21 protein-coding genes and 1 tRNA gene are annotated in these 24895 nt (G+C 67.5%); 9 read left to right on the top strand and 13 right to left on the bottom strand.

Annotated elements, in window-relative coordinates:
* Positions 1-67: 67 nt before the first annotated feature.
* On the bottom strand, positions 68-4066 hold the full coding sequence (locus CUR96_RS10710) for a hypothetical protein (RefSeq protein ID WP_146008147.1): 3999 nt from the start codon (positions 4064-4066) through the stop codon (positions 68-70).
* 116 nt (positions 4067-4182) lie between these two features.
* Between CUR96_RS10710 and CUR96_RS10705 the strand changes: the two genes are divergently transcribed.
* The 3 genes from CUR96_RS10705 (at position 4183) to CUR96_RS10695 (ending at position 7443) form a co-directional block, all read left to right on the top strand.
* Positions 4183-5148 carry an acetylxylan esterase gene (locus tag CUR96_RS10705; protein ID WP_180969003.1) on the top strand — a complete coding sequence of 322 codons (966 nt, stop codon included), beginning with the start codon at positions 4183-4185 and terminating at the stop codon, positions 5146-5148.
* Positions 5149-5227: 79 nt separating this feature from the next.
* The gene (locus tag CUR96_RS10700; RefSeq protein WP_102193298.1) at positions 5228-5956 is read left to right on the top strand and encodes a response regulator transcription factor; all 729 of its coding nucleotides are present in this window, start codon (positions 5228-5230) and stop codon (positions 5954-5956) included.
* A 23-nt stretch (positions 5957-5979) separates the two neighbouring features.
* Positions 5980-7443 (top strand): sensor histidine kinase, encoded by a 1464-nt coding sequence (locus CUR96_RS10695; protein ID WP_102193308.1) that lies wholly within the window; start codon positions 5980-5982, stop codon positions 7441-7443.
* A gap of 144 nt (positions 7444-7587) precedes the next feature.
* Here CUR96_RS10695 and CUR96_RS10690 read toward each other — a convergent pair whose 3' ends face one another.
* From CUR96_RS10690 to CUR96_RS10660, 7 genes are all read right to left on the bottom strand, one after another.
* Positions 7588-8421 carry a type IV toxin-antitoxin system AbiEi family antitoxin domain-containing protein gene (locus tag CUR96_RS10690; protein ID WP_102193297.1) on the bottom strand — a complete coding sequence of 278 codons (834 nt, stop codon included), beginning with the start codon at positions 8419-8421 and terminating at the stop codon, positions 7588-7590.
* A gap of 207 nt (positions 8422-8628) precedes the next feature.
* On the bottom strand, positions 8629-10179 hold the full coding sequence (locus CUR96_RS10685; protein WP_102193296.1) for an FAD-dependent oxidoreductase: 1551 nt from the start codon (positions 10177-10179) through the stop codon (positions 8629-8631).
* Positions 10180-10184: 5 nt separating this feature from the next.
* Positions 10185-11075, bottom strand: a complete 891-nt coding sequence (locus tag CUR96_RS10680; RefSeq protein ID WP_102193295.1) for an FAD:protein FMN transferase — start codon at positions 11073-11075, stop codon at positions 10185-10187.
* 5 nt (positions 11076-11080) lie between these two features.
* Positions 11081-11557: an FMN-binding protein gene (locus tag CUR96_RS10675; RefSeq protein ID WP_102193294.1), complete on the bottom strand. Its 477-nt coding sequence runs from the start codon at positions 11555-11557 to the stop codon at positions 11081-11083.
* Between the two features lie 92 nt (positions 11558-11649).
* Positions 11650-12684: a ribose-phosphate diphosphokinase gene (locus CUR96_RS10670; RefSeq protein ID WP_102193293.1), complete on the bottom strand. Its 1035-nt coding sequence runs from the start codon at positions 12682-12684 to the stop codon at positions 11650-11652.
* A gap of 7 nt (positions 12685-12691) precedes the next feature.
* A complete protein-coding gene (gene glmU, locus CUR96_RS10665; RefSeq protein ID WP_102193292.1) occupies positions 12692-14122 on the bottom strand; it encodes a bifunctional UDP-N-acetylglucosamine diphosphorylase/glucosamine-1-phosphate N-acetyltransferase GlmU in 1431 nt (476 codons plus the stop codon).
* 1 nt (position 14123) lies between these two features.
* Positions 14124-14195: transfer RNA gene (locus tag CUR96_RS10660), tRNA-Gln, on the bottom strand.
* Between the two features lie 123 nt (positions 14196-14318).
* Here CUR96_RS10660 and CUR96_RS10655 point away from each other — a divergent pair.
* Genes CUR96_RS10655 through CUR96_RS10645 form a run of 3 tightly spaced genes read left to right on the top strand, consistent with a single transcriptional unit; the run spans position 14319 to position 16294 of the window.
* Entirely contained in the window at positions 14319-14825 is a 507-nt protein-coding gene (locus CUR96_RS10655; RefSeq protein ID WP_102193307.1) for a GNAT family N-acetyltransferase, read from the top strand.
* Between the two features lie 7 nt (positions 14826-14832).
* Positions 14833-15327 (top strand): MarR family winged helix-turn-helix transcriptional regulator, encoded by a 495-nt coding sequence (locus tag CUR96_RS10650; protein ID WP_102193291.1) that lies wholly within the window; start codon positions 14833-14835, stop codon positions 15325-15327.
* 49 nt (positions 15328-15376) lie between these two features.
* Positions 15377-16294: a pseudouridine synthase gene (locus CUR96_RS10645; RefSeq protein WP_219721978.1), complete on the top strand. Its 918-nt coding sequence runs from the start codon at positions 15377-15379 to the stop codon at positions 16292-16294.
* Positions 16295-16297: 3 nt separating this feature from the next.
* On the opposite strand, the gene CUR96_RS10640 is transcribed toward CUR96_RS10645, so the two are convergent.
* The 4 genes from CUR96_RS10640 to CUR96_RS10625 all read right to left on the bottom strand — a co-directional run bounded on the left by CUR96_RS10640 (position 16298) and on the right by CUR96_RS10625 (position 20915).
* Entirely contained in the window at positions 16298-16957 is a 660-nt protein-coding gene (locus tag CUR96_RS10640) for a methionine ABC transporter permease (RefSeq protein ID WP_102193289.1), read from the bottom strand.
* Positions 16957-18000: a methionine ABC transporter ATP-binding protein gene (locus CUR96_RS10635; RefSeq protein WP_102193306.1), complete on the bottom strand. Its 1044-nt coding sequence runs from the start codon at positions 17998-18000 to the stop codon at positions 16957-16959. Before CUR96_RS10635 ends, CUR96_RS10640 begins: the two co-directional genes overlap by 1 nt.
* A gap of 95 nt (positions 18001-18095) precedes the next feature.
* Positions 18096-19010 carry a MetQ/NlpA family ABC transporter substrate-binding protein gene (locus CUR96_RS10630; RefSeq protein WP_102193288.1) on the bottom strand — a complete coding sequence of 305 codons (915 nt, stop codon included), beginning with the start codon at positions 19008-19010 and terminating at the stop codon, positions 18096-18098.
* Between the two features lie 99 nt (positions 19011-19109).
* Positions 19110-20915, bottom strand: coding sequence for an ABC-F family ATP-binding cassette domain-containing protein (locus CUR96_RS10625; protein ID WP_102193287.1), 1806 nt, complete (start codon positions 20913-20915; stop codon positions 19110-19112).
* A 118-nt stretch (positions 20916-21033) separates the two neighbouring features.
* On the opposite strand from CUR96_RS10625, the gene CUR96_RS18790 reads away from it, so the two are divergent.
* Entirely contained in the window at positions 21034-22086 is a 1053-nt protein-coding gene (locus CUR96_RS18790) for a hypothetical protein (RefSeq protein WP_102193286.1), read from the top strand.
* A gap of 44 nt (positions 22087-22130) precedes the next feature.
* The gene (locus CUR96_RS18785; RefSeq protein WP_245861199.1) at positions 22131-22454 is read left to right on the top strand and encodes a GntR family transcriptional regulator; all 324 of its coding nucleotides are present in this window, start codon (positions 22131-22133) and stop codon (positions 22452-22454) included.
* A 63-nt stretch (positions 22455-22517) separates the two neighbouring features.
* Here CUR96_RS18785 and CUR96_RS10610 read toward each other — a convergent pair whose 3' ends face one another.
* A complete protein-coding gene (locus CUR96_RS10610; RefSeq protein WP_102193284.1) occupies positions 22518-22937 on the bottom strand; it encodes a hypothetical protein in 420 nt (139 codons plus the stop codon).
* Between the two features lie 352 nt (positions 22938-23289).
* Here CUR96_RS10610 and CUR96_RS10605 point away from each other — a divergent pair, with 352 nt between their 5' ends.
* A complete protein-coding gene (locus CUR96_RS10605) occupies positions 23290-24750 on the top strand; it encodes an HNH endonuclease signature motif containing protein (RefSeq protein WP_245861197.1) in 1461 nt (486 codons plus the stop codon).
* Positions 24751-24895 lie beyond the last annotated feature (145 nt).

Raw genomic sequence — 24895 nt, 5'->3', positions numbered from 1 at the left:
GCTGAGCGCGCTGCGAACTGAGAGGGCGGGTGGTGAGGGATCGGATCCCTCACCACCCGCCCTCTCGTCAGTCCCCCACCCGGACGAACTGCGCGGCGCTGACGCGGTGGATGCTGGAATTGCGGACTTCGAGCCGCACGACGCCGACAGCACCGGCGTCATAGCGGAAGGTGCCGAGCGAACGCCAGGCCGCCGCTCCCTGGGTCTGGTCGACGATCACCTCCGAGCTCCCGCCCTGGTGCTCGACGACGTACGCCGCGGATGTGGTCGTCGTCGAGTTCGTCGGGTACCAGACCGACACTCGATACAGGCCCGCCTGAGCCACGTTCACATTCCAGGTCACCGTGCTTCCCACCGAATCGGCGTCGCTGTAGCGCGTCCGCGTCCCGTTCCACCCGGAGAGGCCGCTCGGATACCAGGTCCCGGTCTCCAGATATCCGGGCCAGGGCGATTGGGTGTGCGCGATCATTCCCTCGTCGGCGACTCTGACCAGCACGCCGCGTCGCAGGGTCTGATCGAGCCGAGCCTCGAACCGGATCGTCGAGCCGGCCGCGACGGTCGGTCCAGCCGTCACCGTCCAGGTGTGGGTGAGATCCGAGCGCGGAGGCACGGTGATGCTCGCATCGCGCTGATCGACGGTCCACCCCGACGCACCGTACAGAGCCAGGGCACCCTGCATCGGGGTGACGCCGGTGTTGATGACCAGGGCGATCAGCCTCGCGGTCGACCCCGGACCGCTGACGATGTCGGTGTCGGTCGTCAGGGATACCAGTCGCCGCCTGTCGATCACCTCAATCGATGCGGGCCTCAAGGCGATCGGCTCCTCCCCTGGGCATGAGAGCGAGGCTGCGATCTGAACCTCGCCTAGCGCGGCATCCGGGGCGATCACCGCTGCGGACTCCACGCGGACGGTCGCGCGCGCCTCGACCGAGATATCAGGTACGGCACCGTCCAATTGCCAGCCGGCGGGCAACTCGACCGTCACGGCACCGGTGAGTGCCATATCGGTCCGATTGCGCACCTCGACGGTCAACGGAATCCGGTCGCCGGGGGTGCCGGTCGCCTGGGCGACCACATCTCCCGTCACGCCGGCCCCGGCACCGCTGATGCGTTCCGGCAGTCGCAGCGTCACCTCGTCGGCGGTCACGCCGCCGACGGAGATCGTGTACCGGAAGTCGTCGGCGGGATCGTCGACGCCGATCGTCCACTCGTAGGGGTACTGCTTCGGCGGCGCCTGCTGAGCGGCCCCGTCGCCGATGCGGTACGTGAGAGTGGCCGGCTGCTCGGTGTCGATCTGGATGTATGCGTCGTAGCCGTCGCCGCCCGGTCGCACCAGGAGCATGCCGCGCGCCACCCCGTACTCGGTCGACGGGTCGGAGTCGATCTCATGGAAGGTGTCCCTGCCGTGATCGGTGATGCCGTCGGACGGCAGGGCCGGCCGTTCGACGGTCACGTCGCGCAGGACCAGGGCCAGCAGTCCGTGCGCCGGCACCTCGACCTTGACGCGGCCGCGACGACCGGCCATCGACGAACGGCTCCCATCCGCCGCCACAACTTCCACCACCGGGGTCGATCTGCGCGTCACTCCCGTCAGTTCCCCGGCGAGGTCGACGACGACCTTCTGCGCGTTCGCCGCAGAGTTCGTGAGACTGATGTACAGGGAATCGTTGCCGACACCGGCCAACCAGTTGACCAGTGGGTTGTCGAGGGAGATCAACCCGGCCGGGAAGTACGGCCACACGCCGGTCTCGCCGAAGAAGCTTCCAGGCGCGTGGCCGTAGGCGAAGAACTTGAAATAGGCGAAGTCGGCCTCGAAGACGTGCGGGAACTCGATGAGGCCTCCGCTGCGATAGAAGCTCTCGCTGATGAGGTAGTCCATGGCCAGGCCGAGCTGCGCGGGCGCATGGTGGAAGTAGTAGCCGGTGATCCCGACCGGGCCGCTGGTGGCGAAGTCCGGCTTCATCTGCGCGACCTGGAACTGACGGCCGTAGTACCCGGGATACGTGGTGAACCGGCCGATCACCATGTTGTGCGCGACATCGGCCAGCAGCGCATCGCCGGTGTGATGGGCCAATCGCAGAAGGGCCCCCGCCCAGCAGGGGTTGAAGACGTATCCACCGCCGGGGTCGGTCAGTGAGCTGACGCCGAGCTTGAACGACGACAGCGCCTCGAAGGTGAGTCCTGACGGGGAGACGTACCAGGCCGGAACCGTCTCTGCCGAAACCTGGGTCGTCGGATACGGCGGCAGCGAGGTGCGTGTCTCCCAGTCGTACTGCTGCACGATCACGTGGCCGTCCGGGACGGTGACCGTCTGGTCCGGCACTGGCCGCACCGCGGTCTGCGTGATGAATCGCTGAACCTCCCGATACGCGCCGTCGAGGAACTCTGCCTCACCCGTGACCTCGTACATCTCCAGCAGATCGACCCAGTATCTGGAGAAGCTGTAGGCGAATCCGCCCGGCGGCTGCCCGTTGCCCCGGTACGGCGTGACGATCTGCTCCTGCACGTAACGCCGCGCGATCAGGGTGGCCTCGGCCAGGAAGGCCGGATCGCCGGTGATCCGGTAGGTGGCGAGCGCGTTCGAGAACGGCGCTCGGCTCTGACCGACGACGCCGGACTTGGCGGCCTGCACCGCGAGACGCTGGATACCGGCGTTGCGCCCGTGCGTGAGCTGGTAGAGGGATGCGAGGTTCACCGCATCGGTGGCGATCCTCCCGATCCGGTACTGGGTCGTGTCGTTGTACACGGGACTGCCGATCACCGGCGAGTGCCCGATCCCCTTGCGCGACACCTGGTATTCGATGAGCGGGCGCGCACGTCGGTCGTAGAGCGTGCTGTCCGGGGTTCCGGTCAGGTAGTGCGCGGCCAGCACCACCCCGCTCGCCGCCGCGCGCACCGCGTCCTCGTTCTCCACGTCGACGAAGCCCTTCGCACGATTCCACCACCCGGAGTTCGAGGCGATGTAGTCGACGGAGTCGTCTCCGTCCGGCTCCACGGCGATCAGCTCGGTCATCGCGTGCACGGCGTCGGTCAAGGATCGGCCATAGACGTTCTGCCGGTATGCGGTCAGGCCGTATTCACCTCGGCACAGCTGAGTGTACGTGCCGTACAGCGTGCTCGCGCTGGCTGCCAGACCGAAGGCGAAGCCGCGCTGATCACCTACCGCCATGGTGGTGCGCAGGCCGGGCTGAGGAGAGTACATGCAGGGCACGATGTCGAGACTGTCGCTGCGCAGACTCATCCCGTAGGGCTGCCGATCCGACATCAGCTGTCGCTCATGCACGAACTCGGACACCTCTGCGGGAAGGTAGAGCCCGGAGGTGACCGCGACGTCCCCGATCGCGTACTGAGTCAGCGCCATCGGCGCGAACAGCTCCCATGCTCCGAGGGGCGCGGAGCCGTCGAGCACCGAGAGCGCGTGCTGGTAGGACCCGCAGAGCACCTCGTCGAGGTCATCCAGCGACTTCGCGTCCTGGCTCTGGTACCCGACGATGTAGTCCCCGGCCGTCTTCGCCGTGAGCACGTGGTGCGCCTCGGGGTTGGCGCCCTCCAGCCGCCAGCGGACCACGAGGTCCACGTCATCCGTGCTCGTGCGCAGCTCTATCGCCTGCGAACTGAGCACCTGATAGGACGTGAATCCCAGCCAGCTGGGCGCCAGCGGCCCGTAGAGCTCCGGGGCGCTGCCGGCGGGCAGCGTTCCCTTGAACACGACCCACTGCTCGTCGAAGCGACGATCGGGGTCGGTGAGCAGCAGCCATCCCCCGTCGTGTGCGACCTCGAGGTCGCGGACGATGGTGTCCCCGCCATCCCACTGCGCCCGGAAGAAGGTCATCCGATGGTTCTGCCCGACCAGTTGCGCGACCTGGGTCAGCGACAGATTCGGTTTGTCGAGACGGCGCAGCGCGTCTGCGTAGGACCCGCTCACCGTGGAGTCGCTCGTGCTCGCCACGGCCATGCCCGGCTGCGAACCGAGCACCGGCGGAAGCACACCGGCGATCACCAGCATGCGGAGAACGGAGCGACGACTCCACAGCAGAGGGTCGCCGCCGGCACCTGTATTCGACATTGAATTCATGATCCACATACTGCAAGTCATATGCGAGAATGTCAATGACCGTGGGGCCATGCCGACCGCCCCGGTAGCGTCGTCCAGGAGGCATCGATCCCGAGAGGACCCACATCTTGACCACAGGTACGACGGAGGAACTGACCGAGTACTCGCTCACCGCACTGCTGACCCCCCTCGCCGCACCCCCGGAGCCGGCAGACTACGACGATTTCTGGCAGGAGACGTTCGAGGAGTTCGGCACCGGCCCCGTCACCTGGCGCCCGGTTGGGGAACTCGATGCGACCGAGACCCACCGCGCGATGGAGATCCGATTCAGCTCCTCGGCGGGCGAGCAGGCAGCCGCCTACGTGATGGTGCCCCACGCGGCCTCCTCCATCCGTCGCGGACTCGTGGTCGGACACGGCTATGGCGGGCGCACTGCACCCGATCCCGGTCACGCAGCCGCGGACGCCGCGGTGATCTTCCCCTGCGCACCCGGTACGCACCCACGAATCGCCAGCCGCTTTCCGATGCCCCCGTCGGAGCACGTGCTCGCGGGTATCGCGCACCGCGACAGCTACTCGCATCGGTTCGCAGCCGCAGACATCTGGCGGGCGGCCACCGTGCTGCTGGACATCGCCCCTGCAGCGGCCGGAGCCCTCGATTTCAGCGGCGGGAGTTTCGGCGGCGGGATCGGAGCGATGGCACTCCCCTGGGATGCCCGCTTCCGCCGCGCTGCGCTCGACGTGCCGAGCTTCGGGAACCACACCGTGCGCCTCAGCAGGCCATGCACCGGCAGCGGCGAAGCGGTCCGCCGCCACCTGCGCCTGCATCCCGAGGCGCGCTCCGTGCTGGACTACTACGACGCCGCGATCGCCGCCCGTCGCGTTCGGATTCCCGTGCACGTGGCCGCTGCCGTACTCGACCCGGCTGTCGATCCGCGAGGGCAGTTCGCCGTCTACCACGCCCTGAGCGGACCGAGGCGACTCAGCGTCCGCGCGAGCGGCCATCTCGACGGGCCGATCGGCGCCCTCTCCGATGGCTTCGCGCTACAGGACGCCATCGACTTCCTCGCCCTCCCGGAAGACCGTCTCGCCTGAGTGCCCCGAGCCGGCGGCTCCCAGCCAAACCATACCCCGCTCCATAGAAATCCCATAGGAGATTCCTCAGAATGGTCACATGACCCACGACCTGCCCGACCTCCACCGCCCCGACGGCTCTCCCCTGCGCATCCTCGCGGTCGATGACGAGCAGATGCTCACCGACCTGCTCGCGATGGCACTACGGATGGAGGGCTGGGAGGTGCGCACCGCGTCGTCGGGACTCGAAGCACTCCAGGTCGCCCGGGAGTTCGAACCCGACGCTCTCGTGCTCGACATCATGATGCCGGATCTGGACGGCATGTCGGTCCTGAAGCGGCTCCGCGAATCCGGGAACCTCGTGCCGGTGCTGTTCCTCACGGCGAAGGACGCCGTCGGCGACCGGGTCGCAGGTCTCACCGCCGGCGGTGACGACTACGTCACCAAGCCGTTCAGCCTGGAGGAGGTGATCGCCCGGCTCCGCGCCATCATCCGGCGCACCGGTCATGCGACCGCCGACGACGGCCAGTCGATCCTCCGGGTGGCCGATCTGACCCTCAACGAGGACAGCCACGAAGTCGTGCGCGACGGAGTGGAGATCGGGCTCACCGCCACCGAGTTCGAGCTGCTGCGATACCTGATGCGCAACGAGCGCCGGGTGCTGTCCAAATCGCAGATCCTCGACCGGGTCTGGAGCTACGACTTCGGCGGCAAGTCATCCGTCGTGGAGCTCTACATCTCCTACCTGCGCAAAAAGATCGACGCCGGGCGGACCCCGCTCCTGCACACCGTCCGCGGCGTCGGATACATGATCAAGGCGCCCCAGTGATCACCCCGGGGATGACGCGGCCGATGAGCCTGCAGACACGGCTGATGACCGCCGTGATCGGGTTCGTCTCGCTCATCCTCGTGATCGTCGCCGTCATCACCAGCGCGACGCTGGGGCAGACGCTCGAGGAGCGCCTCGACGGGCAGGTGCGCGCGCTCGCTGTGAAGACGACTGACTTCGTCGAGACCAAGTCCTTCTTCGGTACGGCACCGGGCGCGGAAGTGACAGTGCAGAGCATCCTCGACGGGTCGAGGCTACAGGGACCCGACCTTCTGCTCGCGATCGCTCCACCTGACGGCGCCGTGAGCGGCGTACTGGCAACACAGGACGGCGAGAACGTCGACCTCACCGATACCCAGCTGCAGGAGCTCACCACCACGGTGAACCAGTCCCCGCACGCCTCCGTGTCGATCTCCGGCCTCGGCTCCTTCCGAGTCGCCGTCACGCAGACGGACAACGGCATCATCGTGGTCACCGGCCTGCCGCGGAGCGAGATCCTGGCGACCATGACGCAGCTGTTCACCGTCATCGCCCTGGCGACCCTCGGCGGCCTCATCCTGCTGGCGCTGACGACGGCCATCACGATCCGGGTCGGACTCCGCCCGCTGCGCGCCGTCGCGATCACCGCCACTCGCGTCGCGAATCAGCCTCTCGACCGGGGCGAGGTCACGATCACCGAGCGAGTTCCGGCATCCGAAGCCGATCCGCGCACCGAGACCGGGCTCGTCGGCGCCTCCCTCAACAAACTGCTCGATCATGTGAACACCTCGCTCGCCGCGCGGCAGAAGAACGAGGAGCGGATGCGACGCTTCGTCGCAGACGCCAGCCACGAGCTGCGCACTCCGCTGGCCTCGATCCGCGGCTACTCCGAGCTCTCCCTGCGCGACACCACGCTGCCCGAGAACACGCACACCGCCCTGGAGCGCATCCAGGCGCAGTCGCTGCGGATGACGCGCCTCGTCGAAGACCTCCTGCTGCTTGCCCGCCTCGACGAGGGGCGCGAGCTCGTCTACGGCACGGTCGATCTCACCCAGCTGGCGCTCGAGGGGCTCGCCGACGCTCGTCCGACCGCGCCGGATCATCGCTGGAGCGTCGACGTGCCCGATGAGCCGGTCGTGATCGTCGGCGATGCCGGTCGTATGCACCAGGTCGTCGCCAACCTGCTCGCCAACGCTCGCACGCACACGCCCGCCGGCACCGAGATCACGCTCCGCGTCGCCCAGGAGGCTGACACGGCGGTGTTGACCGTGCACGACAACGGTCCCGGCATCGATCCCGGCGTGCGCGACGAACTCTTCGCCCGGTTCGCCCGCGGTGACAGCTCCCGCGCCCGGCAGACCGGCGGCACGGGACTGGGACTCGCGATCGTCAAGGCGATCGTCGAAAGCCACAGCGGCTACATCTCGGTGGCCAGCGAGCCGGGAAGCACCAGCTTCACGGTGCGCATCCCGGTGAATCCCTCGAAGGTCGACGCCCCGGCCGGCTGACCTTCTGCCTGGGCCTCGAGCTACTGGCAGGATCGGATCATGGATACCCGCGCATCCGACGGCATCTCGTCCTGCATCTGTTCGTCGGTCATGCAAGTCGCACGCGCGTGAGACGACGGACGTCCGCCGATCTTCCGACCTCGGTCACACGCGCGCACGCAACCGCGAGATCGCCGCGATAATCGCTGCTTCCACGACCGGCCAGTCGTGGACGATGAGCGCGTAGTCGAATCGGAGCGTCTCGTACCCGATTGCGGATGCCGCAGCGTCTCGTCGGAGATCCTTGTGGCGGTGCGATCCCCCATCGTGGTTCTCCATCCCGTCCGCCTCGAGGATGAGCATCCCGTCGATCACGAAATCAACTCTGCCCACCGTCGGGATCTCCACTTGACATTCCAGGCGAATACCGAGCAGATGAAGGCGCAGACGCAACAAAGATTCCAGCCCACTGTCGGCGTCTCGTCTGGCGAAATCGACCAGCCACCTGGCGGCGATCGGAAGTCGTTCGCGCAGACGCGCACGCATCCCGGCGCCGACCTTCCGCTTCTTCAGCGCAGACTCCAATGCGGCGAAGAACACTTCCTCGCCGCAGCATTGGTAAACATGCACGAGAGCGTCATCCAGCGGCGCCACTCCGAGCAGCGTTCGCCCCTCGAAGTAGTGAGTCACGCAGTCGCAGTCGATGTGATGGACCCGGCCACTGGTGCCGACCCAGACGTGGAGTTGCTCGTCGCGCCGCAAGGCCCACACGTCGTGCATCCGCAACGCACTCGAACAGGTCACCGCTCCGCCGTGCGCCGCAGCGCTGACCAGATCGGGGCTCGCGGACGGAACAGCGAACACACCCGGCCGCACTCGAATGACCGAACCGTCGCGAACGGCACCCGACAGCATCCTCCTGCTCAGTCCGAATTGCTGAAGGCGAGTGCCCCTGGCGACTCCGCCCTGGTGCGTGATCAGTTGTGCGGCTTGCAGCATCCGACGATCTTGGCGGACGAGAACCGTCGGCCAACCGAGATTCCGCTGGTTGTGGACAGATCCGCAGAGCTCTCCATCTGTGGAGGAAAAGTGTCGCGGTCAACTTGCATGACCGATTCACGGATGCATGATCAGGATCGGCGTTTCGTCCTGCATCCGTTCATCGGTCATGCAGATGGCACAGGTCTGTCTCCGGTGTCGCCGACCTCAGTAACCGGCGAAGGCGTCGGTCGTGAGGCTGTGCGCCTTCTGCAGTGCCGGAGCGAGATCGGCGATCAGCCGTGGCGGCCCGGAGATGAACGCGTGCCTCACGCCGATGTCGGGGACGACCTGCTCGAGTCCCTGGGCATCCAGGCGAACTCCCCGCGCCCACGACCAGTGCGGAGGCAGGTCGATCGGCTGATCCCTGGTGAAGACGATGACCCTGGCACCGGTCGCAGCAAGCTCGTCACGGAAGGCCAGTTCGCTCGCCTCCGATGCGACATACACGAGCACGACGTCACGAGTCTGCCCCGACAGCTGCAGCTGTCGCAGCTGCGAGACGAACGGCGTCACGCCGATGCCGGCCGCCACCATCAGCACCGGAGCTTCGGAGCGCGGCAGGATGAAGTCTCCCCAGGTGCCGGTCACCGCGAGCGTCGCTCCGGGCTCGGCGGCCGCGAGAGCGCGCTTGTAGCTGGACGGATGCTTCTGACCGCCGTCCTTGTAGGCGATGCGCAACGTCGGCAGGTCGGCGGGAGCCGAAACGATGCTGAACTCGCGTCGGGTGCCGCGGGCATCGGGGCGGCGGTGCGGCACGTCGAGCTCGAGGTACTGTCCAGGGAGGAACTTCAGCCGACCCCGGGCACGGAACGTGAGCTCCTGCGCCGTCGGGGTGACGAACTGCCGCTTCTCCAGCGTCAGGCGCACCGAACCGCGCACCGCGAACGCGAAGGCGAGGATGTTCCCGACGAGCAGCGCCCGCTCCTGACCAAGCGAGAACAGGCCGGCGACCATGATCGGCCAGCCCGCCAGCACCCCGACCAGGGCGGCGACGGAGAACTGCTGCCAGCGGCGCGGCGGCATCGTCAGCGGCTCGGACAGCATGAACGCGCCGAGGAAGAGGTACGGCGACTGCAGGACCGCCAGCGTCAGCGCCTGCCAGATCTCGAAATCCAGCCCGTTCTGCTGCGCCTGCACGCTCTGGCGCACCACGGAGGTGCCGACGGCGATGACGAGGAAGATCAGGATGACGCGCACCTTCTCGGTGCGCCAGAGCACGATGAGACCGAGGATCAGCACGGGCACCGTGAGCGCCGGGGTGCCGACCCACCATGCCGAGAACGTTCCCAGCCCGGCGATCGTGACGACGGCTGCGCCGAAGGCGGCCGGGTTGAGGATGTGCCGGCCGCGCCAGGCGATCACGTACTTCGAGATGCTGGCGAGCGCGCCCGCGAGGGCGATGCCCCCGAGCTCGGCGGGAGCCAGTCCCGGCTGCAGCACGAACAGGAGGATGAGCGCCGTGACCAGCGAGGACTCGATGCGCCAGGGCAGGCGGAGCACCCGCTGAGCGGCGATGTCGACCAGCGAGATCACGACGGCGAGGACGACGAACGACGCCAGCAGCGCGAGCGGATCGGGCGCGACGAGGTCGAAGAACGAGAGCAGCAGGGCGAGAGCGGCGAGCGTCAGCAGGGAGAACAGCACGAGCCGGTACATCGAGATTCCGCCGAGGACGGCGAGAACGCGCTGCCGCGCGGCGGTGAATGAGGTGATCACAGTTCTTACTCTTCCCTAGTTCGGGGCGATGCGGGCGTCCGGGCGGACGCGACGAACAGTTCCGCGGGGCACCCGGGCGAGCGTTCGACGCGACCGTCGGTCGTCATCCGCACCCACTCGACTCCCCAGACAGCGGCGAGCTCAGGGCCGCCGTCGAAGAACAGCGCCGTCGCCACGGCATCCGCCCTCATCGCGTCGGCCGCGATCGCCCAGGTGGCAGCCCACGCCCGCACCGGCACGCCGGTGCGGGCGTCGAGTACGTGATGCAGCCCGTCGCCCCATGCTCGCCGGTTGACGGCGGATGCGCAGAGCGCGGCGTCCTGCAGAGTCACCACACCGATGGCTTTGCTCGCATCGTACGGATGCTCCAGGCCGATGCGCACCGCCGATCCGCGCACTCTGAGGTCGCCGCCGCCGTCCACCACGAGGTCGCCGTCGACGTGCGCCAGCACGTCGAACACTCGATCGACCAGACGGCCCTTGCCGAGGGCCCCGACGTCGATGAGCGCCGGCGGCGCGAGCGTCACCCGCTCCTCGGCCCAGTCGAGTCGCCGGTCCCAGTCAGTGGGAGCTGCGAGTGGCTCCCCCGGCGTCAGGGAATAGGCGGCGTCGTAACCGAGGGCGCTGAGGCTCGCGCCGACCAGCGGATTCACCGCGCCGCCGGTCGCCGCGGAGAGTTCGCGATACGCGTCGAGCATCGGCCCCGCATCCGGCGCCGTGAACGAGCCGCCCTCGATGCCCAGCCGGGTGACGAGCGAGTCCGCCCGGAACCGCGACCACTCCCGGTCGAACCGGTCGATGGTCACGGTGACAGCAGCGCGGGAGTCCGCGGAAAGCTCCGCCCTCGACTCGATCTCCCAGCGGGTTCCGATCGCGTCGAATCGCCAGACGACCATGGAACCTAGGCCGCCGCCTCTTCCTTGATCGTCTCGAGTGCCTGGTTGAAGCCCCCGCTGGTCAGCGACGAACCTGCGACCTTGTCGACCTTCAGCTCATCGATCGGCACGCCCTCGACGACGTCGGCGATGCCCGCGACGAACTCGCCCTGGAACTTCTCGGTTTCGGGCGCCTGCGGGTCACCCGTCACCTCGACGTCGGTGACGACGCCGTCGGCGAGGGTCAGCGTGACGGAGATCTTCTCGACGGTCTCGGGAGTCTGGTACGAGCCCTCCGCGGTGTACGTGCCGTCCTTGTACGCGGAATCGGTCGCCGCGTCGTCTGCCGGTGCGGAGCTGGTGGTGGGTTCCGGGTTCGTGCCGGTGTCGGCGTTGCTCTCGGCGTCAGCGGCACCGGAGCAGCCCGCGAGGACGAGGAGTCCTGCGATGCCGGCGAGCGCTGCGCCCTTTCGGACGGAAGTCGGTACGGTCGTGCGGATCATGATGGTCCTCCCGGCTGAGTGTCGGTCGACTGGATGTCGACATTGCGACGATAGAAAGAAGTCCTATGCGCGGGCTGTACCGAGTCCTGCTGTTACGCGTCGCCGCCGAACATGCTCGTGACGGAGCCGTCCTCGAAGACCTCGTGGATGGCGCGCGCCAGCAGCGGTGCGATCGGCAGGATCGTGAGCTTGTCCCAGCGGCGGGACTCCGTCAGCGGAATCGTGTCGGTGACGACGACCTCGTCGATGGAGATGTCCTGCAGCCGTTCGCTGGCCGGATCGCTGAAGATCGCGTGGGTCGCGGCGACGATGACCCGGTGCGCGCCGGCCGCCTTGAGTGCCTGCGCGGCCTTCACGATCGTGCCGCCGGTGTCGATCATGTCGTCGACGAGCAGGCATGTGCGACCCTCGACCGTACCGACGATCTCGTGTACGGAGACCTGGTTGGCGACCTTCGGGTCGCGGCGCTTGTGGATGATCGCCAGCGGCGCCCCCAGGCTGTCCGACCAGGTGTCGGCGACCCGCACCCGGCCCATGTCCGGGGACACGACCGTCAGGATCTCGCGATCCTCCGGGCTCAGCGTGCGCTTGAAGTGGTCGAGCAGGACCGGCTTGGCGAACAGGTGGTCGACGGGCCCATCGAAGAAGCCCTGGATCTGCGCGGCGTGCAGGTCGACGCTCATCACGCGATCGGCGCCGGCGGTCTTGAGCAGGTCGGCGACGAGGCGCGCGCTGATCGGCTCTCGACCGCGCCCCTTCTTGTCCTGGCGCGAATAGGGGTAGTACGGGGCGACGACGGTGATGCGCTTGGCCGATGCGCGCTTGGCGGCATCGATCATGATCAGCGTCTCCATCAGCCATTCGTTGACCGGTTCGCCGAAGGTCTGGATGAGGAAGAGATCGCAGCCGCGGATCGACACCTCGAAGCGGGCGTAGATCTCGCCGGAGGCGAAGGTGCGGTGCTCGGTCGGAGCGAGCTCCGTGCCGAGGTCGGCCGCCACGGCCGCCGTGAGCGCGGGGTGCGAGCGACCCCCGGCGATGACGAGCCGCTTCTTCGTCTTGGCCACGAGTCCCGGCGCAATGCCGTTGTCGCGATCCAGATCGACAGTCTTCTTCTTGCGCGCCATGGTCCGCCTATTCCGCCGAATGCTCCCGAGCGGCAGCGTCCGCTGCGCCCGTTCCTGCCCTGTTCTTCTCGACCCAACCCTCGATGTTGCGCTGAGGGGCGACGCTCATGGCCAGAGCTCCGGCGGGCACATCCTTGCGGACGACGGCGCCGGCAGCTGTCTTCGCACCAGCCCCCAGCTTAACGGGAGCGACCAGGACCGTGTGCGACCCGGTGTGCACTTCGTCGCCGATCTCGGTGCGGTGCTTGTTCACGTCGTCGTAGTTCGCCGTGATCGTGCTCGCGCCGAGGTTCACTCCGCGGCCGATCGTCGCGTCGCCGACATAGGAGAGGTGGGGAACCTTGCTGCCCTCGCCGATCTCGGCGTTCTTGGTCTCGACGTATGCGCCGATCTTGCCCTTCGCCCCGAGGACGGTGCCGGGGCGCAGGAACGAGAAGGGACCGACCGTGGCCTCGGCGCCGATCACTGCCAGCGTGGCATCCGTGCGGCGGACGATCGCGTCCTCTCCGACCTCGCAGTCGACGAGGGTCGTGTCCGGGCCGATGATGGCGCCCTCGGCGATAACCGTCGCGCGGAGGATGTGCGTGTTCGGCAGGATCGTCACGTCGGGTGCGAGCGTGGCGTCATCGTCGATCCAGGTGGTCGCGGGGTCGATGATCGTGACGCCCTCGAGCTGCCAGCGGCGCACGATGCGGGCGTTCAGGAGGCGCCCCACCTCTGCGAGCTGGGCACGGTCGTTGACTCCGTATGTGACGGTGACGTCGGAGACGACCGATGCCGCGACGCGGCTCCCATCGCGGCGCAGCATGCCCGGCACGTCGGTGAGGTACATCTCGCCCTGTGCGTTGTCGACGCCGACGGTCGGGAGGTATTCGCGCAGCACGCCGATGCGGAAGGCGTACATGCCGGCGTTGATCTCACGAACGGCGGCCTCGTCGTCGGTGGCGTCCTTCTGCTCGACGATCCGATCGACGTTCCCCTCCGCGTCACGGATCACGCGGCCGTAGCCGTTCGGGTCGTCCACCACCGCGGTCATCAGCGTCGCCGCCGCCTCCGCTGCGCGGTGCGCGTCGAGGAACGAACGCAGAGTGTCCGCATCCGCGAGCGGGCAGTCGCCGGAGAGCACCAGGACGTCGCCCTCGAAGTCGTCCGGCAGGGCGTCGATCGCGACCTGCACGGCACGACCGGTGCCCGGCACCTCGTCCTGGTCGACGAAGACCGCCTGAGGGTAGTCCTCGCGGAGCGCTGCGACCACCTGGTCGCGCTCGTGGCGCACCACGACCTCGATGTGGTCGGCGCCGAGCCTGGCCGCTGTGGTGAGCACGTGCCCGACGAGCGGACGGCCGCCGATCGGATGCAGCACCTTCGGCAGCCGCGATCGCATGCGGGTGCCCTGGCCTGCAGCGAGGACGACGATGGCGAGATTGTTCCCAGTCATGCTCCGCCGCCAGGATTCGAACCTAGACCTAACAGCTCCAAAGGCTGTCGTGCTGCCATTACACCACGGCGGACCACGGCCCCCGAGAGAGGGTCCGCCAGACAAGTCTGCCATGACCTCGGCCCGCCACCTGCGGGATCGATGCGAGATGCGGCTGCGTCATCGGACCGAAACGCGGAACTGGGATGCTGTGATCATGACCATCATCATCGAACGGGTCGAGACGCCCGTTCCGGCCGTTTCCGAGTTCATCGCCGCGCATCACGCCGAGCTGGTCGGGACAGCGCCACCCGAGAGCTGCCATGCGCTGCCGTTCGAGCGGTTGCTCGCACCCGGCGTCCGGCTGTTCGCGGCATTCGAGGACGGCCGTGCCGTCGCCTCCGGGGCGCTGGCGTTCGTGGACGAGGACCACGAGGAGCTGAAGTCGATGCGCACCGATCCGGCGATGCGCGGCCGCGGACTCGGCAGGACGATGCTGACGTTCCTGATCGACGATGCCGCGCGGCGCGGCATCCGGCGGCTGTCCCTCGAGACCGGCAGCGACGACTTCTTCGTCCCCGCGCGGACGCTGTACGCGGGTGCTGGATTCGTCGAGTGCGCGGCGTTCGGACGATACCTGCCCGACCCGAACAGCACCTTCATGACGCTGTCGCCGGTGCCGGCGACACCCTTGCCTCCGGATGCCGCGCCGGACCGGCGATAATGGACGGATGAGCGCAGCGGACGAAGTCGATCGGATCGTCGGCGCATGGAACACCCAGCGGCCCGACCTCGACTTCTCGCCGCTCGAGGTGCTGTCACGGATGGACCGGCTCTCCCGCCACCTCGATCGCGCGCGGCGTGACGTCTTCCGCCGCAGCGATCTGGAGCCGTGGGAGTGGGACGTGCTCTCCGCGCTCCGCCGCGCCGGTGCGCCCTTCCAGCTGTCACCGAAGCAGCTGATGCAGCAGACGCTGGTCTCCAGCGGCACCATGACCAACCGCATCGACCGTCTCGTGAGCCGTCTCTTCGTGCACCGCGAAGCGGATCCGGCAGATGGTCGCAGCGTCCTGGTGACTCTCACGGACGACGGACGGACGCGGGTGGATGCGGCGATCACCCGTCTCGTCGATGTCGAGTCCGACCTGCTCCAGGCGCTGTCCCGGAGCGACCGGGACCGGCTGGCCGGCCTGCTGCGCAAGCTCAGCCTGAGCTTCGACGCGTGAGGCCCCTCATGGTCGCGCACATCCCGAAGGGCGGCATCCGCTGATGGCGATGCGATCTCCGCTCCCCGTGCGCAACGGGGTCGGCGCCACGCGTCTGCACGTGCCGATGCAGGGCCCATGGCCGACCGTGTCCGCGTACATGGTCGAGCGGTTCTTCCACCTCGATCCCCAGGCTCTCCTGACGCGCTTCGACGACGGCGAGATCGTCGCCCGCGACGGGAGCGCGGTGCGCCGCGACGCCCCCCTCGGCGCCGAGGAGTTCATCTGGTACTACCGCGAACCGCCCACGGAGACGCGCATCCCGTTCGAGGTCGAGGTCCTCCATCAGGACGAGGACCTCGTGGTCGTCGACAAACCGCACTTCCTGCCGACGACGCCGGGCGGCAGGTATCTCCAGAACTCCGCTCTGGTGCGGTTGCGGAATCTGCTCGGCATCCCGAACCTCGCACCGATCCACCGGCTCGATCGAGCGACGGCCGGGCTGCTGATGTTCGCGACGCGACCCGAGACCAGGGGCGCCTACCAACTGCTGTTCGAGAACCGCCGAGTGGAGAAGGTGTACGAGGCGGTGTCTGCACGGCCGTCCGAGTGGGACGCCTCGCGATTCCCGCTGGTGTACCGCAATCACATCATCAAGCTCCGCGGTCAGGTCTGCGTCGAGGTCGACGACGGACGCGAGCCGAACTCCGAGACGCTGATCGAACTGCTCGGCGGCGACGACCGGGTCGTGCACACACAGCTGCGGCCGCACAGCGGCAAGATGCACCAGCTCCGGGTGCACCTGGCCGCCCTCGGCCTCGGCATCCTGAACGACGGGTTCTACCCCACGCTCCTTCCCGAGACGCCCGACGATTTCGACCGGCCGCTGCAGCTGCTCGCCAGGGAGCTGCGCTTCGTCGACCCGCTGAGCGGCGAGGATCGCGTGTTCACGACGCGGCTGACGCTGCAGGACGCGCCGTCGGCCTGAGTCTCAGCGCCGCATGATCTTGCGCGCCAGCCGGTTGCCCAGCAGCTGCACGAGGTGCACGAACACGACGATGAGCACGATGGCCGCCCACATCACCACCGGCTCGAACTGCCGGAAGCCGTAGATCTGCGCGAAGGCCCCGAGGCCCCCACCCCCGATGAGTCCGGCCATCGCCGTCATGTCGATGATCGCCACCACGATGAAGGTGTAGCCCAGGATGAGCGGGCCGAGGGCTTCGGGGATCGCGACGGTGAACAGGATCCGCCAGGGGCCCGCCCCCATCGCGCGGGCCGCCTCGATGACGCCGGGCGGCACCGAGACGAGGTGCTGTTCGACGATGCGGCCGATGGCGAAGGATGCGGCGATGCCGATCATGAAAGCGCCGGCGTTGACGCCGATGCCGACGCCGATCACCGCACGGGTGAACGGCTGCAGCACGGCGATGAAGATGACGAACGGGATCGGTCGGAAGAAGTTGATCGCGGTGCTCATGATCACGTTGACGACGCGATTGGGCAGGATGCCACCGGAGCGCGAGACGTAGAGGATCACGCCCCAGACCAGTCCGAGCACCCCGCCGAGCACGAGCGCGATCGAGGCCATGTACAGCGTCTCGAGGGCAGCGGCCCAGAACTCGGGCCAGAGTTCGTTGAGGCGATCCATCAGCGGGCCCCCTCTCGGGAGATCTCTGTCACTTCGACACGCTCGCCGATGATCTCCAGCGCCCTGTCGATCGCCGCCGCATCGCCGCGGATGGCAAGGGTCAGGTGCCCGAACGCCCGGCCGCGGATGTCGTTGATGCCGCCGAAGACGAGCTCGAACTCGAGACCCTCCTGTGCGAGATCCAGGAAGACCCTGGCCTGCGAGGTGCTGCCGTCACGGAAGGAGAACGTCACCAGACGGCCGGCGTGCCGCTCGCGCAGCACCGACAGCTCCGAGGGGGACGGGATGCCCTTGACGACGGTGCCGACGAAGCGCTGCGATGCGGGGTTCTGCGGCGCCGAGAACACGTCGAACACGTCGCCCTGCTCGATGACGCGGCCGGCCTCCATGACCGCGACCTTCGTGGCGATCGTCTGGATGACGTCCATCTCGTGCGTGATGATGACGATGGTGACGCCCTGCTCCTTGTTGACGCGCTTGAGGAGGTCGAGGACCTCGTGGGTCGTCTGCGGGTCCAGCGCGCTGGTGGCCTCGTCGGCCAGCAGGATCGCGGGTCCGGTGGCCAGCGCCCTCGCGATGCCGACGCGCTGCTTCTGCCCGCCGGACAGCTGCTCGGGATACGCCTTCGCCTTGTCGCCGAGGCCGACGAACGACAGCAGCTCGGTGACGCGGGCATCGATGTCCGGCTTCGACCAGCCGGCGAGCTTCAGCGGGTAGGCGATGTTCGCCTTCACGCTCTTCGAGGCGAAGAGGTTGAACTGCTGGAAGATCATGCCGATCCCGCCGCGCACGCGTCGCAGCTCGCGCTCCCCCAGCGCCGTGATGTCGACGCCGTCCACGGTGATTGTGCCGCCGGTCGCGGGTTCCAGCGCGTTGATCAGCCGCACCAGCGTCGACTTGCCCGCGCCCGAGTAGCCGATGATGCCGTAGACATCACCCTTGTCGATGCTGAGTGTCACATCGTCGACGGCGACGACGTCGCCGGCGCCTCGGTCGGACGACGGATACGCCTTCGAGACGTTCGTCAGGCTCACGATCGGCATGGGGTCTCCGGTGTTGATCGATGGATGCGGCGAATCGGGCGACGCGAGGTGCGCCGCCCGATTCTCTCGCATTTCGGCTGCCCGAGGGCCGGGCCTCAGCCCTTCTGGGCCTCGGTGTCCTTCTCGACCTTCTTCAGCGAGGCGACGAGGTCCTTGACCGGGGTCTGCAGCGAGACGTTGGTGTCACCGGAGGACTCGGCGAGTCCTGCCTGCACCGCCTCATCGGTCTGGAAGATCTCCACGAGCTTCAGGTACGTCTCGTTGTCGGCGTCCTCGGCGCGTGCCGCGAAGATGTTCACGTACGGCAGCGCGTTGGGGTCCTCCGGGTCGTCCTGCGCGATGGCGTCGTCGAACGTGAGGCCGGCGTCGGTCACGAAGTCGTTGTTGATGATCGCCGCGGCGACATCCGGCAGCGAGGTCGGGATGAGGGCTGCTTCGAGCGCGGTGACCTTGACCTTCGACTTCTCGGTGTCGACATCGGCGAGGTCGGAGAAGATGGTGCCGCCGCTCTTGAGTTCGACGAGTCCGGCCGACTGCAGCACGAGCAGGGCTCGCGCCTGGTTGGAGGCGTCATCGGGGACGACGACCGTCTCACCCTTGGGGATGCTCTTCACGTCGTCGTACTTCTTCGAGTACAGCCCCAACGGGAAGATCGCGGTCGAGCCGATGACCGTGAGGTCCTCGCCCGAGGCGACGTTGTAACCGGCGAGGTAGACGATGTGCTGGAACTGGTTGAGGTCGATCTCGCCCTCTGCGAGCGCCGGGTTCGGCTGCTCGTAGGATCCGAAGTCGACGAGTTCGACCGTGATCCCCTCTTCGGCTGCGGCCTCGACGAATGCGGGCCACTGCGGCTCGGCCTTGCCGACGACGCCGATCTTGACCGTCTCGTCAGCCGGTGCGTCCGCCCCGTCCGATCCGGCGCCGGATGTCGCAGTGGCGCAGCCGGAGAGCGCGACGAAAAGGGGGACCGCGGCGAGCGCGGCGATGATGGATGTGGAGCGACGGGACATGAGTTTCGGGTTCCTCTCGTGGGGGGACTCCGCAACGTTAAGCGGGGTTCCTCACGCGCGCGGAATCGAGCTGTCACAGAGCGTCACAGCCTCGGGCGGTCAGCCGATCTGCTCGGTGAGCTCGAACCAGCGCAGCTCCAGTTCTTCGATCTCGGCCTGCTGCTCGCTGATCGCCTTCATCTTCACGCCCAGGCCCTCGTAGTCGCCCTGATCATGCTCGGCGAGCGCCTGCTTGGCCGCGTTCACCTGCTGTGTCAGCTTCTGGATGCGCCGCTCGAGAGCGGATATCTCCTTCTGCGCGGTGCGGAGCGCAGCCCCGTCGAGGCCCGCCGACGCGGATGCGGTCGCCACCGCCGAGGGCTTGGCATCCCGCTCCAGTGTGCGCAGCCGGAGGTACTCGTCCACCCCACCGGGCAGATGACGCAGGTGCCCTCCCAGGATCGCGTACTGCTGGTCGGTGACCCGCTCGAGGAAGTAGCGATCGTGGGAGACGACGAGGAGAGTACCCGACCACGAGTCGAGGAGGTCTTCGATCGCGGCGAGCATGTCGGTGTCGAGGTCGTTGGTCGGCTCGTCGAGGATCAGCACGTTCGGCTGATCGAGCAGCACCAGAAGCAGCTGCAGGCGCCGCTGCTGGCCACCCGAGAGGTCCTTCACCGGCGTGGACAACTGGGCGGAGTCGAAGCCGAGCCGCTCCAGGAGCTGCCCGGGTGTGAGGTCCTGCGACTTCGATCCGGCGCCGAGCGTGTACGAGGTGCGCAGCCGGGAGATGACCACCCGCACCGGTTCCTTCCACACCTCGGTGAGCTCGTCGAGACGTTGCGTGAGCGTCTTCACGTTCACGGTCTTGCCGCGCTTGACCCGCCCCGCGGTCGGCGCGACGGTTCCCGCGATGAGCCCGAGCAGCGTGGACTTGCCGGCGCCGTTGACCCCGAGGATTCCGGTGCGCTCCCCCGGCGCGATGCGCCACTCGACGTCACGGAGCACTTCGCGCGACGGCGCCAGTTCCGTCGCCGGGAAGGTCACGCCGACGTCGAGCAGGTCGACGACGTCCTTGCCGAGCCGCGAGACCGCGAGAGACTGCAGCGACACCTTGTCGCGGATCTCCGGGACGTCCGCGATGAGCTCGTTGGCGGCGTCGATGCGGAACTTCGGCTTCGCGGTGCGCGCGGGGGCGCCACGGCGCAGCCAGGCGAGTTCCTTCTTGGCGAGGTTCTGCCGCTTCGCCTCGGTGGCGGCCGACATTCGGTCGCGCTCGACGCGCTGCAGGATGTACGCGGCGTATCCGCCCTCGAAGGGCTCGACGATGCGGTCGTGAACCTCCCACGTCTCCGTGCAGATCTCGTCGAGGAACCAGCGGTCGTGAGTCACGACGAGGAGTGCGCCGGAGTTCGCCGACCAGCGCCTGCGCAGGTGTCCGGCGAGCCAGGTGATGGCCTCGACGTCGAGGTGGTTGGTGGGCTCGTCGAGGGCGATGACGTCCCAGTCGCCGGTGAGGAGCTTGGCGAGCGACACACGGCGGCGCTGACCTCCGCTGAGGGACAGGACCGGAGCATCCCAGGCGAGATCCTTCAGCAGGCCCTCGATGACGTCCCGCGTGCGGGCATCGCCTGCCCACTCGTGCTCGGGGGTGTCGCCGACCACCGATTCCGCGACCGTGAGGGTGTCGTCGAGGGTGTCGGCCTGGTCGAGGACGCCGATGGTCGTTCCCTTGCGGACCGTGACGCGTCCCGCGTTCGGTTGCTTGAGACCGGCGAGCATTCCGAGGAGGCTCGATTTCCCGTCGCCGTTGCGGCCGACGATGCCGATCCGGTCCCCTTCCTCGATGCCGAGGGTGACGGAGTCGAAGACGACCCGGGTGGGGTACTCGAGATGGAGGCCTTCGGCCCCGAGAAGATGTGCCATGTTGTTATCCAGGGTAGTTGGCCTGGATGTGCGGGACCTGCGCCCTTCGACGTCTTGTATTCCCGCTGCGATACAAGTTGTGATAAGAAGTTGACACAATACTCAGACCGGAGGCAGCATGTCACTGAGCAGCATCTTCTCGTTCGGCCCGATGGCCCTGGTGGGCGCGGCCTTCTCACAGCCGTTGTTCTCGCTGCTCCTCGCCTTGCTCATCGCGGGAGGCGTCAGCGTCATCGCGTCGCGACCGCGCCGCGCTCATCATGGGGTTGCGCCCCTCCCTGGACCGATCGCCAGGTCAGTCCAGGCGAGGTATCTGCCTGAGCTTCGAGGCCTCGGTATCGCAGCGATCGCCGTCATCATCGTGTTCGCCGTCGAGAACGTGGTTCGCGGATACCTGCTCCCGATGCCCTACGACGTCGCCTGGTGGCGATACGCCACTCCGGTGTTCTGCGCGCTCGCCGGCGTGAGCGTCGTCCTGGGCATGGTCTCGATTCGTGGAACCACGCCATCCGAGGTCGCGGTCGTACCCACTGGTCGCCGCAGCTGGACGAGCTTCAGCCCGCGGGCGGGCCTCTTCGGCGGATGCATGGTTCTGCTCGCCTTGGCGGCGACGACAATCGCCGCCGGGCTCGCTTCATCGGCAGACGACCAGGGGCGATATGTCTCGTTGGAGATCCCGGTACCCAACGAACCTGCGATCGACCCGATTCGACAGTGGTTCTACGGATGGGCGTTCGGAATTCCGGTCCTGATCTGCGTGGCCGCGCTCTCGGTCACAACCTGGGCACTACTCCACACCAGCGCCGCACGTCCGTTCATTCGCCCGGAAACGGTCACCGCAGAATGGGGCGCGAGGCGCGAGGTCGCGAGCGGAGCAGCACGCGTCGCGAGTGCCGGCCTGCTCCTCGCCATGGCCGGCGCTTGGCGGCTCATCGCCCGCGCGGGATCGGGTTCGCAGCTCACGATCGTCGGTCAGAATGAGGGCAACCCCTATGACGCGTCCTGGCGATATGCGGAACTCGCCACCGCCGCCGGATGGTGCGCGCCTCTTCTCGAGATCACTGCGTTCATCCTGCTCCTGCTCGTCGCCAGCCGGATTTGCCGCCCGCGCGCCCTACGGCCACCGTTCGACCGAGCGGCACACAACGCCGACGCAACGGCCACACCGTGACTACGCAGCCCTTGCTCTCATCGACGGAGGACGGGAGCCCGGCCGTGGCGATCTACCGACAACTCCGCGGGCTCATCGTCTCGGGCCAGCTCGGCGCGAACGAACGCTTGCCGACCGTGCGGCAGACGGCGAGCGACCTCGGCGTGGCCGCCGGCACGGCCGCAAAGGCATACAAGATGCTCGAGCAAGAAGGTCTCGTCATCAGCCGCACCGCGGCCGGCACTCGAGTCGCCGAGTCCGCCGCGCTCCTCCCCGGGGCCGTCGTGAAGCGCATTCGGGAACTGGTCGCCGAAGCCGCCGCGACAGGTGCAGATCCCGACGACGTGATCGACGTCCTACGCGTCGTCTGGAGGACGACCAGGCCCTGAGCATCGAAAGTTCAGTCGTTTTGAATCCGTGGCCCTGGTCGACCGTCTCGCAATCGTGGGCCGTCAGGCCTCTCTGCTCACGTTGCCGCGTTCTCGTGTAGAAGATTGCCCGAACCATATCCAAAGGGGGCGAGCCGTGACGAAGATGAGCACCGCAAAGAGGCTCTGACTGATGACCCCGAAGGACGAGAGTCCGCCGACCGTAGCGAAGAGGGTCCAGTTCACTGCGATGTCGGCGATGATCACGGCGCTGCCGAGCACGATGCCGGAGCGCCGTCGAAAGATGATCAGCGCAGCGGTGGCCGGATCCAGGATCGTGAGTGTCACCCAGAACAGCCGGACGCCGAGCGGGAAGGCACTGTAGGCGTTCAATCCCCCGACGATCAGATCCGCCGTATGAGTGGTTGTTCCAACGAGGAAGCCGATCACCCACATGACCTGGAACACTCTCAGCACTCGTGCTGATGCGGTGAGAGCGATCATGCGCTCATGCTATCGAGCCGGCCAGGGCAGTCGAGCAGAAGCCGATTTGAGAACACCTTGCTAGCAAGAACCCCCATGACGACCGCCGAAGTCACCGCACCGAGTGACGGCCCCTGATGTCACAGCCCCGAGCATCACCTGGGGACCCGCAATTCTCCGAGATGAGCACCGGACGGTTATGGCTGCACTGAGTGGAGGGCACGTCCTGCGCCGTCTGAGGAAATTATCAGCGTCTCGCTCGGATGTTGACCCAGTCACAACTCACACAACTCAAGGCGGCTTCAGCCAAGCAGATACCCAGTATCTTCGTTCGAATGTCGGTGGCCTGCGCTGTAATGGATCCATGGCCGCGATGCTCGACGCAACCGACTCCCAGATGGCGATGCTCGCCGATCTGGTCGAGTCCATGCAGGCTGCAGAAGCCACGCTCGCATCGATGCAGGCCGCCCGCGACGGCATCCTCGCCCTGGCCGGCCGTCTGGCGATCGATATCGCGAAGCAGGGCGATCATCCCGATAAGGGGGACATGACGATCCGCGCGGTGGCTGCGGAGATCGGTCAGGCGCTTCGGGTCAGCGACCGCACCGTCGAGAGGCGGATCGGCGACGCGTCGTGGCTGGTCGATGCCTTCCCCGCTGTCTGGGCAGCCCAGGGCGCAGGGCGCATCTCTGCGGGGCACGCGCGTGTGATCATCGATGCGGGCGCGCACCTGACCGACGAGGCCGATCGAGAGAGGTACGCCGCGGCCGTGCTGCCGCTCGCTGAGGCGGAGTCGCCGAACCGGCTGCGTCCGCTCGCCAAGCGGATCGCAGAGCGGTTCCAGGAGCGCAGCATCGATGAGCGCCATCAGGCCGCTCGCGCGGAACGGCGGGTGTGGATCGCAGACGCGGACGATGGGATGGCCGACCTGCATATGCATGCTCCGGCCGTGCTCGTCCACGGCATGATGGATCGGCTTTCGCAGATGGCGCATCAGATCAAGGACGAGAACATGCGCCTTGCACGAGATGCCGCCGCGGAAGGTCGCGAACTCGAAGCGGATACCCGGACCGTCGATGAGATCCGCGCCGATCTCCTGGCCGACCTCGTTCTCACCGGAGTCCCGACCGGGCACGACACGATCGACGGGATCCTCGGTGAGATCCGCGCGAGTATCGAGATCACCGTGCCGGTGATGACTCTCATGGCACAGGATCTGCGTCTGGGCGCGGATGCCACAGACACAGCCGCGTCCGAAGAGACCCTCGATTTCACGACCGACTCGGGCTCGACTTCGGGATCACTGGACGATCACACGCCGCCACTGCTTTCGACACCGCTTCCGCCGGCGCTGCTCGACGGCGTGATCCCGATCGATGCCGAAACCGCCCGAGTCCTCGCTGTTTCAACGACGGGCTGGAATCGTGTGCTCACCCACCCCGTCACCGGGGCGTTCCTCGCCGTCGATCGCTACCGACCCTCCGAGCATCTCAAGCGGCACCTCAAAGCGCGCGATCAACGCTGCCGTTTCCCCACCTGCGGGATCGTCGCCCGCAAGTGCGACGCCGACCACAACGAACCAGCGTCCGCAGGGGGCGCAACCTGCGACACGAACCTCGCCGACTTCTGCCGACGACACCACATGCTCAAGCACCACTCCCCCTGGCAGGTGGCGCAACTCAGCGACGGTCTGCTCGAATGGCGGAGTCCGACGGGACGAAGCTACATCGACCGTCCGCCACCGCAGAACACCGTCGTCTTCGCACCGAACGGCGCGTCCGTCGAGGCCGCCTGGGCCACCCCGGCATCCGAGCTGTCACTCGCACCGTTCTGACGGCCACGAGCGCGCGCCCTGGCCCGAACGTTCGCGGGCGCGAGCACGAGCCCTACCAGGGTGAACACTCATTCCGTTCTGGCGTCCGCGCGGAACGGTGTGGGATCTGTCGCCGGGCCACGCGAAAGAAGCGAGCCGCCCGGAC

The sequence above is a fragment of the Microbacterium aurantiacum genome (assembly GCF_002872075.1).
Lineage (GTDB): Bacteria > Actinomycetota > Actinomycetes > Actinomycetales > Microbacteriaceae > Microbacterium > Microbacterium aurantiacum_A.
The sequence above is the reverse complement of the archived record's forward strand: the minus strand, read 5'-3'. Positions and strand labels throughout refer to the sequence as shown.

Coding starts and splice junctions, on each gene's coding strand:
- CUR96_RS10690 (WP_102193297.1), bottom strand. CDS start 8,421: ATGCTGCAAGCCGCACAACTGATCACGCACCAGGGCGGAGTCGCCAGG.
- CUR96_RS10680 (WP_102193295.1), bottom strand. CDS start 11,075: ATGGTCGTCTGGCGATTCGACGCGATCGGAACCCGCTGGGAGATCGAG.
- CUR96_RS10710 (WP_146008147.1), bottom strand. CDS start 4,066: ATGTCGAATACAGGTGCCGGCGGCGACCCTCTGCTGTGGAGTCGTCGC.
- glmU (WP_102193292.1), bottom strand. CDS start 14,122: ATGACTGGGAACAATCTCGCCATCGTCGTCCTCGCTGCAGGCCAGGGC.
- CUR96_RS10695 (WP_102193308.1), top strand. CDS start 5,980: ATGAGCCTGCAGACACGGCTGATGACCGCCGTGATCGGGTTCGTCTCG.
- CUR96_RS10700 (WP_102193298.1), top strand. CDS start 5,228: ATGACCCACGACCTGCCCGACCTCCACCGCCCCGACGGCTCTCCCCTG.
- CUR96_RS10655 (WP_102193307.1), top strand. CDS start 14,319: ATGACCATCATCATCGAACGGGTCGAGACGCCCGTTCCGGCCGTTTCC.
- CUR96_RS10650 (WP_102193291.1), top strand. CDS start 14,833: ATGAGCGCAGCGGACGAAGTCGATCGGATCGTCGGCGCATGGAACACC.
- CUR96_RS10635 (WP_102193306.1), bottom strand. CDS start 18,000: ATGCCGATCGTGAGCCTGACGAACGTCTCGAAGGCGTATCCGTCGTCC.
- CUR96_RS10675 (WP_102193294.1), bottom strand. CDS start 11,557: ATGATCCGCACGACCGTACCGACTTCCGTCCGAAAGGGCGCAGCGCTC.
- CUR96_RS10640 (WP_102193289.1), bottom strand. CDS start 16,957: ATGGATCGCCTCAACGAACTCTGGCCCGAGTTCTGGGCCGCTGCCCTC.
- CUR96_RS10610 (WP_102193284.1), bottom strand. CDS start 22,937: ATGATCGCTCTCACCGCATCAGCACGAGTGCTGAGAGTGTTCCAGGTC.
- CUR96_RS18790 (WP_102193286.1), top strand. CDS start 21,034: ATGTCACTGAGCAGCATCTTCTCGTTCGGCCCGATGGCCCTGGTGGGC.
- CUR96_RS10625 (WP_102193287.1), bottom strand. CDS start 20,915: ATGGCACATCTTCTCGGGGCCGAAGGCCTCCATCTCGAGTACCCCACC.
- CUR96_RS10605 (WP_245861197.1), top strand. CDS start 23,290: ATGCTCGACGCAACCGACTCCCAGATGGCGATGCTCGCCGATCTGGTC.
- CUR96_RS10645 (WP_219721978.1), top strand. CDS start 15,377: ATGCGATCTCCGCTCCCCGTGCGCAACGGGGTCGGCGCCACGCGTCTG.
- CUR96_RS10670 (WP_102193293.1), bottom strand. CDS start 12,684: ATGGCGCGCAAGAAGAAGACTGTCGATCTGGATCGCGACAACGGCATT.
- CUR96_RS10630 (WP_102193288.1), bottom strand. CDS start 19,010: ATGTCCCGTCGCTCCACATCCATCATCGCCGCGCTCGCCGCGGTCCCC.